This window comes from Hydrogenoanaerobacterium saccharovorans (assembly GCF_016901815.1).
In the GTDB taxonomy this organism is placed as follows: domain Bacteria; phylum Bacillota; class Clostridia; order Oscillospirales; family Ruminococcaceae; genus Avimicrobium; species Avimicrobium caecorum.
Window position 1 is genome coordinate 442,284 of the sequence record NZ_JACSNR010000001.1, and the last position, 12,631, is coordinate 454,914.

The window sequence follows — 12,631 nt, forward strand, 5'->3', positions numbered from 1 at the left end:
AGGTGGAATTGTTTGAAAATTTTAGCCATTGAATCCTCCTGCGATGAGACCGCTGCCGCCGTGGTGGAAAACGGACGCACTGTGCTCTCATCGGTGGTGAATACCCAGATCGAGGAACACAAGAAATATGGCGGTGTTGTGCCGGAGATTGCCTCCCGCCGTCATACTGAAAATATCTGCGGCGTAGTGGAAAAGGCGCTGTCCGACGCGGGGCTCACCCTCCCGGAGATCGACGCCGTAGCTGTGACTGCCGCCCCGGGACTTATCGGCGCCCTGCTGGTAGGGGTTGGCTTTGCCAAGGGTCTGGCTGCCGCCGCCGGCAAGCCCCTGATCCCGGTGAACCATCTCCGGGGACACATCGCCGCCAACTACATCGCCCACCCCGACCTGGAACCGCCGTTCCTGTGTCTGGTGGTGTCGGGCGGTCACACCCATATCATTGATGTACAGGACTACACCCATTTCCATGTCATCGGACGCACCCGGGACGACGCTGCCGGCGAGAGTTTTGACAAGGTGGCACGGTCCATCGGCTTCCCCTATCCCGGCGGCGTGAATATGGACAAGGTCAGCGGACAGGGCAATATCCATGCCTATCAGTTCCCCCACCCCAAGGTGGACGGCAGCGAATTTGACCTGAGTTTTTCGGGGCTCAAGACCTATGTCATCAATCTGGTACATAACGCTGCCCAGCGGGGGGAGGAAATCTGCCGGGAGGATCTGGCTGCCAGCTTCGGACATACCGTGGCAACCATCCTCTGTGAAAAGCTGTTCCTGGCCCAGCAGCATACCGGACGCAAGACGATCGTTGTAGCCGGCGGTGTCTCTGCCAACAGTCAGCTCCGGGCCATGCTCACAGCGGAATGTGAAAAGCGGGGTCTGCGGCTGTGTCTGCCGCCGCTTTCGCTGTGCGGCGACAATGCTGCCATGATCGGCGCTCAGGCGTATTATGAGTACCTGGCTGGCAATACAGCGGACAGCTCCCTCAATGCCATGGCAACCATGTCCATTGACAAGAGCTTTGCCGACTATGCCGGACAATAACTCTGTGCTATAAGCAGTCATAATATTACAAGGAGGAATCAACATGACCGAGATCGTACGCAAGGAAAGCTTCCATTCCAAGGGCTGGCATGCCATTATTGCCATGCTGATGGTAGTAGGCGGCAGTGCCTGCTTTGTACTGAGCTGCATTTCCGCCATGCTCATTATGAAAAAGGCTGACTGACCCCAGACAGACAAAACAGCCCCCTGTCCGACCCGGGCAGGGGGTATTTTTCTGCATAAAAAAGAGCCCCCGCAGAAAAACTACGGAAGCTCCTGGAGAAAAAGAAACAGACTGTACCGGAAACCGGCAGCTAAATAAATTGGAGAGAGCCGCTCAGAATGGCACAGCGTTTCATCCAAAACACCCGGACACCTGCTCTTGAAGGGGATCAACGGGTATCTGTTTTGGCAGACTGCATAGAGGGAAATCCCCTCTGTTAAAACCGGGGAGCCTGTGTTCCCGGTTTTAACAGAAAGGAGCGTCCCCGGCTGGGAACGCTCCCTTCCATGCCGCCTGCCCGCACTCGACGCATGACAGGCAGGTGCTTAAAATTCACAGGTAAACCACGATGTTTTGCGAAGCAAAACTCGCTGCGTGGATAAATCCGCTAGGATTTATCTACCAGTGTCGGGGTTGGTCTTGCCGCCATCGGTGGTGCTGGAGGTGTTGTCCTCAGTAACGGTCTTCTCGTCCAGCTCTACATCAGAGATAGCGTAGGCACCCAGCTTGCGGGTCTTGAAGGTCCAGGCCTCATAGTCCTCGTCCCACTCCAGGCCCTTGATAGCCTTGGCGCCGTCCTCGGTTACTTCGTATACATAAGCATCCTCATCAACGTAGATGTAGGCAGTACCGATCTTGTTGAAGGAAGGAGCGTACTCGAAAGTCAGGAAATCGATGTTAGCATAGTCATACATAGCAGCGAATTCCTTGTTGAAGTCAGTGTTGTTCTTCAGGTTCAGCTTGCCCTGACCAGTAACATCAACTTCGAACTCGAACAGGTCGCCAAAGGTCAGAGTCTCTTCGCCTTCCAGCTTCTCGCCAGCCTTGTCCTTAAAAGCAACCAGCTTGGCATCGGTCAGGTCAGAAATATCATACAGATTTTCTGCCTCAAAGCCGTACTCAGAACCAATAGCAGCAGTGATATGCTTCTTGTAAGCATTGCTATCCTTCAGATCAGAAGAATTCTTGTAGATAGAAATTTCACCGCACAGATCAGTGGTCTTGGTTGCTTCACCCTCGGGGACGGTGAAAGTAATAGCATAGAAGTAATTATCGCCAATCTTCACCAGTTCAATTTCAGGCTTCTCTTCCAGCTTGCCAACAGTCCAGTCAGCCTTAACCTTCAGACCCTTAACGGTATCCTTATCGCTGAACATAACCTCTTCACCCTTAGCATTACGGGTATACAGAGGCAGAGCAACCTTAGTACCGCCCTCGATAACGCTTACATCAGCAGCCTTATCTACGGAATAGGGAATAGCACCCTTGTCATGGGAATCCATGTCATCATCGTCTGTGTAGAACTTACCATCGTCATTAACGTCTACCAGCACAGAAGCGCCAGTGCCAGGAACAATCCAAGCCTTGGGTTCCTCATTGGCAGCGAAGGCAACAGTTGTCATGCCAGCTGTCATAACTGCAGCCAGAGCAAGAGCAAAAATCTTCTTCATGTTTGTTTTCCTCCTAAAAATTTTTCTGTGAAACAATCAACAAATTTTCCCGTCGATTGAAAATCTGTTGCTGTAAGGCCATTATACCCCCCCCCGCACTTTGTCAACCCTTTTTTGATGCCTTTTTGTAATTTTTCTGTAATTTTCTCAGCTTTTTCTGCCTGATCCTTCCATTTTGGAGGAAAATCCTGCATTTTTCGGGCAATTCGAGGGGAATTTCCGCTCTATTTTGTCATTTTTCCTGCATATTTTGGAAAATTTCCGGCCTGAGTTCTTCACTTTGTGGAAAACTTTCTGTGGAATCCTGTGTCCCGGGCATAAAAAAACCGGCCCTCCCCAGCGGGAGAACCGGTTTTTGATCTGTATGTGTTTTTGCCCTATGGCAGGACAGGGACAGACAGGCCGCAAGTTCCGTCAGTCAATATTCGAGAATACCCGGAAAGCCAGTCCGCTGGACTGGAGATACCGGTAAAGCGGCAGACCGATCACAAAGCAGGCAATGAATTCACCCAGGCCTACGCTGCCGAAGTTGAGCCAGAAAATACGCAGGTCAAAGGTGGGCGACATTACCATGGTCAGCTCTCCGCCCACCACCAGTGCATTGAGCAGCACCGGCATCAGAGCCGAGAGAATCGGCAGGCCCCGGAACTGAATATCCCGGAACTTATAGGTGAGTACCGCAGCCACAAAAGTAGCACCTGTACCCAGGAAAATATCCCAGATACCAATAATATTGGTACCCAGTGCCAATCCATAAATATTGGAAAGCGCACAGCCAATGGTCACACCCCAGATGCCTGCCGGTGTGAAAAGCGGCAGCAGGGTGAATACTTCGGCAAACCGTACCTGGATCTGTCCGAAGGAGAGTGCCGGAAACGCGGCGCAAAGTGCCAGATAAGCAGCGCCGATCAGTCCGGCTGCGGCAAGACGCCGCGCGGAACCTGTTTTAGTCATGATTCTGATGTCCTTTCGTAGTGTGGTTTATAGTCAGGAACTTGCGACTGACTCTGTCTTTCTCCCCCTGTCTGAGAAACCAGGGAAAAATACAGGCCTGATCGGGAGCTTCTCCGGTCAGGGGCGTCTGACATTATACAACTTTTGTCGGGAAATTGCAAATATTTTTCGCCCCCTCTCTTGCCAATTTTCACCGATTCCATTAAACTGTTGTATAGAGATTTTTTCCGTCCGGGGAAAAATCGGGTAATTATTACAGGAGGGCGTTTTTATGTCGTATATACAGAATGTATATCCTATCCAGTCACGGGACGCCATTGCCCGGGATGTATTCGACTATGTCGTTGCCTGCCCGGATATTGCTTCCCAGAGCCATGCCGGACAGTTCGTGCATATCCGGGTGGCAGGCCATACCCTGCGCCGGCCCATTTCCATCTGTGAAGTGAACCGCGAAAAGGGTACCCTGCGTCTGGTATTTGAAGTACGCGGTTCCGGTACAGAAGCCATGTCCATGCTGTCGGTGGGCGATCTGATGGATGTCATGGGTCCGCTGGGCAATGGATTCACACTGCTGTCCCCGGATTCCCGGGCGATTGTAGTCGGCGGCGGTATCGGTACCCCGCCCATGCTGGAAACTGCCAAGCATTACGCGGAAAACTGTACCGCGATCCTGGGCTTCCGGGATGCGGCCCATGTGATCCTGGACGAAGATTTTGACGCCTGCGGCTGTGATGTGCGTCTGGCTACCGATGATGGCTCCAAGGGACATCATGGCTTTGTAACCGACCTGCTCCGTCAGCGTCTGGAAGAAGGCGGCGCCGACATCATCTATGCCTGCGGCCCCAAGGGAATGCTGCAGGCTGTGGCTGCCATTGCCGAGGAATTCGGTGTGCGCTGCGAAGTTTCGCTGGAAGAGCGGATGGCCTGCGGCATCGGTGCCTGTCTGGGCTGCGCTACCCCCATCCGGACTGCGGATGGCGGCATGACCTATAAGCATGTCTGCAAGGATGGTCCTGTATTTGACGCGAAAGAGGTGATCTTCTGATGGCAAACCTGAAGGTAAATATCGCCGGTGTGGAGTTCAAGAACCCCATTATCACTGCTTCCGGCTGTTTCGGATTCGGTCGGGAATATGAGAAGATGTATCCGCTGGAAAAGCTGGGCGGTATGTCCCTGAAGGGGACAACCTATGCCGAGCGTCTGGGCAATCCCCCGCCCCGGATCGCAGAGACCGCTTCGGGTATGCTCAATAGCGTTGGCCTGCAGAACCCCGGCGTCAAGCATTTTATCAAGGAAGAACTGCCCTATCTGCTGGATAAGGGTACTGTAATCATTGCCAACGCTGCCGGCAGCGCCCTGGAGGACTACCGGATGCTGGCTGAGGAACTGGATCAGTCCGCTGTGGATATGATCGAGCTGAATATTTCCTGCCCCAATGTCAAGAGCGGCGGCATGACCTTCGGCGCCAGCTGTGAAAGCGCTTCGGAGATCGTCCGGGAGATCCGCAAGGCCACTTCCAAGCCGCTGATGGTCAAGCTCTCCCCCAATGTCACCGACATCGTATCCATTGCCCAGTCGGTGGAGGCAGAAGGCGCAGATGCTGTCTCCCTCATCAACACCCTGGTGGGCATGCGCATCGATATTGAGTCCCGCCGTCCCATTCTCCATCAGAACACCGGCGGCCTGTCCGGCCCGGCTGTGTTCCCGGTGGCCCTGGCCATGGTATGGAAGGTTGCCAATGCCGTGAAGATCCCCGTTGTAGGTCTGGGCGGCGTGGAGAAGTGGCAGGATGCCATTGAAATGATGCTCGCCGGTGCCACCGGTGTGCAGGTGGGTACTGCCATGTTCTATGATCCCTATGCCCCGCTGAAGATCATCGAGGGCATGAATGAATGGCTGGACCGCAACGGCATTGCCGATGTGGGTGAGATCATCGGTCAGGTGCGTCCCTGGTAAGGAGCGGCTATGAAGATCCTTGCAGTGGACTACGGCGATGCCCGCACCGGCCTTGCCATCTGTGATGCCGGTGAGCTGCTGGCTTCCCCGGTGGGAGTGATCCATTCCCACCGCATGGACGAAGTGGTGCAGAAGGCAGCAGAAGCCGCCTGGGAACAGCGGGCCGAACGGATCGTGGTCGGAAATCCCATCAATATGAACGGCACCCGGGGCCCCCGGAGTGAGCTCTGTCAGGAGTTTGCCGCAAAGCTGGGGGAAGCGTCCGGTCTGCCGGTGGTGCTCTGGGACGAGCGCAGCACCACTGTCACCGCCATCAGCTACCTCAATGCCACCGATACCCGAGGCAAAAAGCGCAAGGCTGTAGTGGATGCTGTGGCTGCGACCATTATCCTGGAAAGCTATCTGGCCTGGCGGAAGAACAATCCCGAATCCTGACCCCCGATGAAACTAAAAAGGACCGGTCTCCCCATAAAACGGGAGCCGGTCTTTTTTGACGCAAAAAAGAGGACACCGCTTTTGCAGTGTCCTCTGATTTTCCAGAAAGGATATCCGATTAAGCAGCAGCCAGTGCGCCAGCCAGCAGATCGTGGTCCACTTCGGTGTAGCTGTCCAGATCGTCCGGGAAGGATACGGTTACAGCGTCGCCAACAGCGTTGTATACGATGCTGACATCCACGCTCATGGCAACTTCCTGACCCTCAGCGGTCATATTCATTACCATGTGTACCTTATCGCTCAGAACATTGTAGTCCTTGTCGATAACGCAGGTACCGGTCATCTCGCCGATGGTGTAGCTGCCGGTATCGCCTACCAGCTCATCCATGCCTTCCAGAGCATCGCTCAGGTACTCGTTCATCTTGTCCTGTGCAATGGTGTAGTTGAAGACATAGTTGCCGTTTTCATCTTCGGTCATCTCCAGCTTGTCCATGAAGTCACGGGAAGTGGCAGTGTTCATGGTAGCCTGACCGGCAATCTCCGAATACTCAAACGGAGCCTTTACCTTGGTGCCGGCGCCGTCATTCATATACAGATAGCCGTCCTTGAAGTACTCTTCGATTACAACTTCCTGACCCAGGATGCTGGTGTTCATCACCATAGCCATCTCCGACTCAGTGTCCGAGATCTTCTTGATCTGCATATCCGCAGACATCTTCATGCCCAGAGTCATGCCGCCCATATCCATGTCCATGGCGATCTCCATATCGCCATCCAGCGCATCCAGCGACATGCTCTTGACCAGAGCCTCGTCATAGATCTCTTCAGGAGTCTTTGCGGTTTCCTGGCTGCAAGCGGCCAGTGACAGTACCATCGCAGTACTCATCAGAACTGCAAGGATTCTTTTCATTTGTTATCCCTCCATAACATTTTCTGTGGAAACTCCACATGGTTTACACCATAAATTTATGGTATCAGATTCCAGCCAGCGGCGCAAGTACTTTTTTATACAAAATCATCGTTCCGATTCTTACAGAGATTCCCCTGTTTGGGCAAAATGTTGAAAAAATGCGGTACTGATGCCATTTTTGCGCCCCCTGCTCCCGGAAGCAGGGGGCTTTCTTTTTTTCACAGAATCCGGTTTTCTGTACTAAAAAAGGAGGGCCGTCAAGCGGTCCTCCTCTTTTACAGGGAACTTGATTCAGTTGTTGGAATCCCCATCCAGCAGCTCATGCAGCACCAGTACGACTTCGTCATACTTTTCCGGATGGTAGGTTTCATACTTGTTGGGGTTGCCGGCATCTGCCAGCAGAGCCTTGCTCTCCTCACTTTCGGTGAGGATCTCCGCCGCGGCAATGCCCACAGCTTCCCGGCCTTCCCGCAGACATTCCAGGGTGGTTTCATCGGCCTGGGCCATCCAGGCTTCTACGCTGCTGCGCAGGGTGTCCTCCATGGAGGAGTCATACTCCTCGGCATAGTTGAGGACGCCGCAGGCTGCTATATAGACCTTGAGGCTGCTGCCCGCAGTACCCGGCTGATAAGCCGCCAGGGCATCCATCATCTCCTGGACAGCGGGGTCAATCTCCCCTTCTGCCGCAGACGAGCTCTCTTCCTCCTGGGAAGAACTCTCCTCCGCCTGGGACGAGGAGCTCTGCTCGGTTTCCGGTTCGGACGAAGAGCTCTGCTCTGCCGAACAGCCGGCAAACATCATCAAAGACCCGCACAGAAGTACAGCCAGAATCTTTTTCATAGCCAATACACTTGCCTTTCTTTCCTTGTATGCCCCTATCATAGTTCGGAAAATCGCACAAAAATATCAGTCAATTTTTAACAGGGTATGAATTCTCACTTTTATTTCCAGCCATCAGGAACGGGCGACTTTCTGGAAGGCGATTCGCTCCTCTCCGCCCCGGACATAGACGATTCCGCAGCGTTCAAAGCCGTTTTTCGCCAGGGCGCCCTGCATGGGCAGATTGTCCCGGTGGGTATCGATGCGCACATTGCCGCACTGCTCAAAGCACCACTGCAGGCAGAAGCTCCCCACACCCCTGGGAGCGCCCTCGCCCCGCTGGCTGGTGATGCGGTGCACAACGCCATAGGGGACCCGGTGATCCTTCCAGTCCCCCTGTTCGATCACCTTGTAGCTCTCGTCCTCGCCCACGAAAAAGACAAAGGTGCCTACAACCCGGCCCTGATCGTCCTCACACACATAGCTGACCCCGGCCCGGATGTCCTCCTGGAGCATTTCCGGTTCCGGATAGCCATTGGCCCACTGGGTGGGATTGCCATGCTCCGCCATAAAGACACGGGCATCGGCATAGAGCCGGAGCATCCGCTCGAGATCCTCCGGACGGCTTTTGCGTATTTTCATTCTGATCCCCTCAATTCTGTTTTTCTTTCATCATAAACGCAAAGACGCTTTGATGTCAATTCCCTGATTCGACAGATTTTTTACGGCTTGTAGCAAATGATACAGAGAATCCGCGATTCAACTCGGTAAAATAAAGATAATTATTTACACATTTTTCATAAAAAACTATGAAAAATGCTACATTGCGGAAAAGGAGAGGGTATTATGCAAAATGCTGCAACAAGCAAACCAAAGAAAAAAGGCCTGAAAATGCCCCATCTGCTGGTACTGATCCTATCGCTGCTGGTCCTGATGAGCCTGATGACCTACATTATTCCCGCAGGTCAGTTCGGCACCGATCCGGAAACCGGCGCTATCCTGAGCGATCAGTTCCATCTGCTGGGCTATCAGACCCCGGTCAATCCCTGGCGGGCCCTGACCCTGATCCTGGACGGTCTGACCAGTTCGGGCATGATCGTCGGTCTGCTGCTGGCAGCCGGCGGTTATACCGGCGTGGTACTGTCCACCAAAGCCATTGATGAAACAGTGGACTATGCCATCTACAAGCTCCAGGACAAGGGTATCAATGTCCTGGTGCCGGTGGTATTCTTCATCTACTGCTTCATCGGCGCATTCGCCTCCGGTGACCAGATCATTGCCATGGTCCCCGTCGGCCTGATGTTCGCCAAGAAGCTCCGTCTGGACCCCATCATCGGTATGTCCATTGTAATCCTGGCCTACTTTGTGGGCGGACTCAGCTCCCCCACCGGCGCGATGCTCCCCCAGCTCACCATGGGCCTGGAACTCTATTCCGGCTTCTTTGTACGGTTTGTCATCTTCCTGGTGCTCAGCACCGTTGCCATGCTGTTTGTACTGCGGTATGCCAAGCGGGTTGCCAAGGACCCCAGAAACTCTGTGATGGACCCCGCTGACTGGCTGGATCAGGAATCCACCGGCGCCGCGGACTCCCTCAAGGCTGTGGAACTCAGCCGCAGTTCGGCAATCGTTGTTGTGCTCTTCCTGCTGCAGCCCATCGTCAGCCTGATCCTGGTATCGGTGATCGGTGAGCCCCGGGGCGCCATGGTGGCAGTCATGCTCATCTGGGCCTTCCTCTGCGGCAAGATCAAGGGTCTCTCCACCGATGAGATCGGCGGACGCTTCGCCAAGGGTGCCGGCGGTATGGCCTTTGTAGGCTTCATCATCGGCTGCGCCGCCAGCATGAGCCTGGTAATGAGCCAGGGCAATATCCTGCATACCATCGTCTACTACGCCTGCCTGCCCCTCAAGGAACTGAGCGTCGGCACTGCTACGATCGGTATGTCCTTTGTCATCACCCTGATCAACATCGTAATCCCGTCGGCTTCCGCCAAGGTTGCGATCCTCTGCCCCATTATCCAGCCCATGTGCGAAACTCTGGGTATCCCGCTGCAGGTGGGTGTCAGCGCATTCATGTTCGGTGATAAGCTCACCAATATCCTGTCCCCCTTCCTGGGCATCACCGTTGGTTCGCTGGCCCTTGCCAATATCCCCTACAACAAGTACGCCAAATGGGTACTGCCCATCCTGGTGATCCTGGCAGTGGTAAGCTATATATGCCTGTTCGTACTGGCACAGATCGGCTGGCAGGGCTGATTCCCCCGTTCATTCACTCCTTTCTCAAAATGCCGTATCCCGAAACTGACGGGATACGGTATTTTTTTGCGCCTCGCCCCGGTATGCGGCGGACAGCCCACACAAAAGGGGACAGCCGTACGGCTGTCCCCTGGGGGCATTGCGGCGAGAATCGGCCTGCATCTTGCCGAAGCCCTGCGAAAAGGCCATACGCACACAGAAGCCACTGGACTGCGCTCCTGTGTGGCCTCCCATCTTCTACGCAAAAAGGGACAGCCGTACGGCTGTCCCTTGGGTGTATCAGTTCTGGGAAGGATCAGAGCACCTTGCTCAGGAAGTCCTTCAGACGGGGGTTCTGGGGGTTTGCAAACAGCTCTGCCGGTGTATTTTCCTCCAGCATCTTGCCGTCCGCCAGGAAGATCACACGGGTGGCAACCTCCCGGGCAAAGCCCATCTCATGGGTAACCAGCACCATGGTCATACCAGCCTTTGCCAGCTCCTTCATAACATCCAGTACCTCACCGACCATCTCCGGGTCCAGAGCCGAGGTGGGCTCATCAAAGAGCATGATCTCCGGGTCCATGCAGAGGCTGCGGGCAATGGCAACACGCTGCTTCTGACCGCCCGACAGCTTGGAAGGATAAGCGTCCCGCTTGTCAGCCAGACCCACACGGGCCAGCAGTTCCATAGCACGCTGTTCCGCGGCGGCCTTGTCCATGCCCAGCACCTGAATGGGCGCCAGGGTGAGGTTCTCCAGCACGGTCATGTGGGGGAAGAGATTGAAGTGCTGGAATACAAAGCCCATCTTGATGCGCAGTTTTTCCAGCTTCTTCTGGTCCTTGGAGTGGAGATCCAGGCGTTCGCCGTCAATCCATACCTCGCCTTCCTCGGGGTCCTCCAGACCGGCAATACACCGCAGCAGGGTGGATTTACCCGAACCGGACGGGCCGATCAGACAGATGATCTCCCCTTTTTTCACTTCCAGGCTGGCGTCATCCACCGCCTTGAGGGGTCCGAAGCTCTTGGAAACATGTTTAAGACTAATCACTGAGTGCCATCCTTTCCTCCAGCTTCGAGGAGAAGCGGGAAATCGTAAGTGTGAGTGCCAGATAGACCACCGAAGCCATCAGCAGCGGCGGTACATAGTTGTAGGTATAGGTACCGATGGTTTTGGCGCTCTGGAGCAGTTCCACAACGCCGATGGTGGAAAGCAGCGAGGAATCCTTGATCAGGGTGATGAATTCACTCACCAGCGGCGGGATAATGCGCTTGAATGCCTGAGGCAGGATAATGAAGCGCATCATCTGCCGGTATCCGAGTCCCAGGGTGCGGCTGGCTTCCCACTGACCGGCATCCACCGCCTGGATCGCCGAACGGATCAGCTCGGTGGTATAGGCGCCGGAGTTGATGCTCAGCGCCACCACGCCGATGAGATAGACACTGGGGTTAAAGGGATTGCCGGTGATGGAGCGCACAATGGACGGCACGCCCAGATAGAAGAACAGAATCTGCAGCATCATAGGAGTACCGCGGATGGTTTCCACATAGAAGGTGGCGATGCCATGGGCGACCTTGTTTTTGGAAATGCGTCCGGCTGCGCCCAGAATGCCCAGACAGAGGCCGAAGGTCAGCGCCAGGGCCGCGATCACCACCGACACCACCGCTGCCTGCAGCATAAAGGTGATATTGTCGGGAGTCAGATATTTTTCCAGCAGTGTTTCCATAAAATTCCTCTCTGTTTGATTTTTTATAAGAACAGGAAACAGCTTTGCACCCCAGAACTGGGATGCAAGGCTGTTTTTCAAAGCGATTCAGGCTGATTTTTTAGGCAGCTTCCGAAGAACTGCTCTCCTCAGGAGTGGATTCAGTGCCCTCGGCTTCCGAGGATTCCTCAGTGCCTTCGGTTTCGGTGGTCCCGGTCTCCGCGGCGGTCAGACCCCACTTCACCTGCAGATCCACATAGGCCTCCGATGCCTTGAACTGAGCAATGGCATTGTTGACTTCAGCCAGCAGTTCCTCATTGCCGGTGGCAACGATCACCGAGTTCTCCTCCAGCACCAGCGGCTCTTCCATGATGACAAAGCCATAGGTGTCGGCATAGTTCTGCGCTACGATGCCATCGCAGACCACAGCGTCCAGAGCGCCGTTCTTGAGGGCTTCGAACATAACGGTGTAATCACCGGGGTTGGTCACCTTGGCGCCGGTAAGCTGCTCCTTGGCAGCTGCCTCACCGGTGGTACCCAGGCCAGCGCCGACAGTCAGGCCATCGAACTCATCAAAGGAGGTGATGGTGGAACCAGCCGGCAGAACGACCACCTGCTTGGACTCCAGATAGGGGTCACTGAACAGGCATTCCCGCTCGGGGTCATAGGTGAAGGCCGCAACACCCAGGTCGATCTGACCCGACTGCAGGGCTGTGATGATGGTGGAGAATTCCATCTGCTTCCGTACCACCTTGACCTCCTTGCCCTCGGCGCCCATGTAGGTAGCCAGAGTCTCGGTCATGTCAATATCAAAGCCTTCCAGCTCGCCGGTGGAGGGGTTCAGGCTCTCATAGGGCGGATAGTCAGCGGATACGCCTACCACGATCTCACCGGGGGTGAGGAT

The 12,631-nt window shown here is 54.7% G+C and carries 15 protein-coding genes; 6 read left to right on the forward strand and 9 right to left on the reverse strand.

Annotation, left to right across the window (positions count from 1 at the left end; all coding sequences use genetic code 11):
• Positions 1 to 12: 12 nt before the first annotated feature.
• Together tsaD and H9X81_RS02175 are read left to right on the forward strand one after the other, a co-directional pair.
• Positions 13 to 1,044 carry a tRNA (adenosine(37)-N6)-threonylcarbamoyltransferase complex transferase subunit TsaD gene (gene tsaD / locus H9X81_RS02170; protein WP_204719467.1) on the forward strand — a complete coding sequence of 344 codons (1,032 nt, stop codon included), beginning with the start codon at positions 13 to 15 and terminating at the stop codon, positions 1,042 to 1,044.
• A 43-nt stretch (positions 1,045 to 1,087) separates the two neighbouring features.
• Positions 1,088 to 1,228, forward strand: coding sequence for a hypothetical protein (locus H9X81_RS02175; RefSeq protein WP_191392944.1), 141 nt, complete (start codon positions 1,088 to 1,090; stop codon positions 1,226 to 1,228).
• 434 nt (positions 1,229 to 1,662) lie between these two features.
• On the opposite strand, the gene H9X81_RS02180 is transcribed toward H9X81_RS02175, so the two are convergent.
• The 3 genes from H9X81_RS02180 to H9X81_RS02190 form a co-directional block, all read right to left on the reverse strand.
• A complete protein-coding gene (locus H9X81_RS02180; RefSeq protein WP_204719469.1) occupies positions 1,663 to 2,718 on the reverse strand; it encodes a hypothetical protein in 1,056 nt (351 codons plus the stop codon).
• On the reverse strand, positions 2,715 to 2,912 hold the full coding sequence (locus tag H9X81_RS02185) for a hypothetical protein (RefSeq protein ID WP_204719471.1): 198 nt from the start codon (positions 2,910 to 2,912) through the stop codon (positions 2,715 to 2,717). The genes H9X81_RS02180 and H9X81_RS02185 overlap by 4 nt, the downstream gene beginning before the upstream one ends.
• Positions 2,913 to 3,132: 220 nt before the next feature.
• Positions 3,133 to 3,672, reverse strand: coding sequence for a QueT transporter family protein (locus tag H9X81_RS02190; RefSeq protein ID WP_191392942.1), 540 nt, complete (start codon positions 3,670 to 3,672; stop codon positions 3,133 to 3,135).
• Between the two features lie 271 nt (positions 3,673 to 3,943).
• Here H9X81_RS02190 and H9X81_RS02195 point away from each other — a divergent pair, with 271 nt between their 5' ends.
• The 3 genes from H9X81_RS02195 to ruvX are packed head-to-tail and all read left to right on the forward strand — an operon-like array spanning position 3,944 to position 6,063.
• Positions 3,944 to 4,717, forward strand: coding sequence for a dihydroorotate dehydrogenase electron transfer subunit (locus H9X81_RS02195; protein WP_177502526.1), 774 nt, complete (start codon positions 3,944 to 3,946; stop codon positions 4,715 to 4,717).
• Positions 4,717 to 5,628 (forward strand): dihydroorotate dehydrogenase, encoded by a 912-nt coding sequence (locus H9X81_RS02200; RefSeq protein WP_177502527.1) that lies wholly within the window; start codon positions 4,717 to 4,719, stop codon positions 5,626 to 5,628. Before H9X81_RS02195 ends, H9X81_RS02200 begins: the two co-directional genes overlap by 1 nt.
• Positions 5,629 to 5,637: 9 nt before the next feature.
• Complete coding sequence (gene ruvX, locus H9X81_RS02205; protein ID WP_204719473.1) at positions 5,638 to 6,063, forward strand: Holliday junction resolvase RuvX; 426 nt, start codon at positions 5,638 to 5,640, stop codon at positions 6,061 to 6,063.
• A gap of 118 nt (positions 6,064 to 6,181) precedes the next feature.
• On the opposite strand, the gene H9X81_RS02210 is transcribed toward ruvX, so the two are convergent.
• The 3 genes from H9X81_RS02210 to H9X81_RS02220 all read right to left on the reverse strand — a co-directional run bounded on the left by H9X81_RS02210 (position 6,182) and on the right by H9X81_RS02220 (position 8,434).
• Positions 6,182 to 6,973, reverse strand: coding sequence for a DUF6612 family protein (locus H9X81_RS02210; protein ID WP_177502529.1), 792 nt, complete (start codon positions 6,971 to 6,973; stop codon positions 6,182 to 6,184).
• A gap of 291 nt (positions 6,974 to 7,264) precedes the next feature.
• Positions 7,265 to 7,813 carry a hypothetical protein gene (locus H9X81_RS02215; RefSeq protein WP_191392940.1) on the reverse strand — a complete coding sequence of 183 codons (549 nt, stop codon included), beginning with the start codon at positions 7,811 to 7,813 and terminating at the stop codon, positions 7,265 to 7,267.
• Between the two features lie 114 nt (positions 7,814 to 7,927).
• A complete protein-coding gene (locus H9X81_RS02220; RefSeq protein WP_204719475.1) occupies positions 7,928 to 8,434 on the reverse strand; it encodes a GNAT family N-acetyltransferase in 507 nt (168 codons plus the stop codon).
• Positions 8,435 to 8,638: 204 nt separating this feature from the next.
• Between H9X81_RS02220 and H9X81_RS02225 the strand changes: the two genes are divergently transcribed.
• A complete protein-coding gene (locus H9X81_RS02225) occupies positions 8,639 to 10,045 on the forward strand; it encodes a Na+/H+ antiporter NhaC family protein (RefSeq protein WP_204719477.1) in 1,407 nt (468 codons plus the stop codon).
• Between the two features lie 295 nt (positions 10,046 to 10,340).
• Here H9X81_RS02225 and H9X81_RS02230 read toward each other — a convergent pair whose 3' ends face one another.
• The 3 genes from H9X81_RS02230 to H9X81_RS02240 form a co-directional block, all read right to left on the reverse strand.
• Entirely contained in the window at positions 10,341 to 11,072 is a 732-nt protein-coding gene (locus tag H9X81_RS02230) for an ATP-binding cassette domain-containing protein (protein WP_177502533.1), read from the reverse strand.
• Positions 11,065 to 11,748: an amino acid ABC transporter permease gene (locus H9X81_RS02235; protein ID WP_177502534.1), complete on the reverse strand. Its 684-nt coding sequence runs from the start codon at positions 11,746 to 11,748 to the stop codon at positions 11,065 to 11,067. The genes H9X81_RS02230 and H9X81_RS02235 overlap by 8 nt, the downstream gene beginning before the upstream one ends.
• A gap of 100 nt (positions 11,749 to 11,848) precedes the next feature.
• Positions 11,849 to 12,610 carry a transporter substrate-binding domain-containing protein gene (locus H9X81_RS02240; RefSeq protein ID WP_204719479.1) on the reverse strand — a complete coding sequence of 254 codons (762 nt, stop codon included), beginning with the start codon at positions 12,608 to 12,610 and terminating at the stop codon, positions 11,849 to 11,851.
• Positions 12,611 to 12,631: the final 21 nt, after the last annotated feature.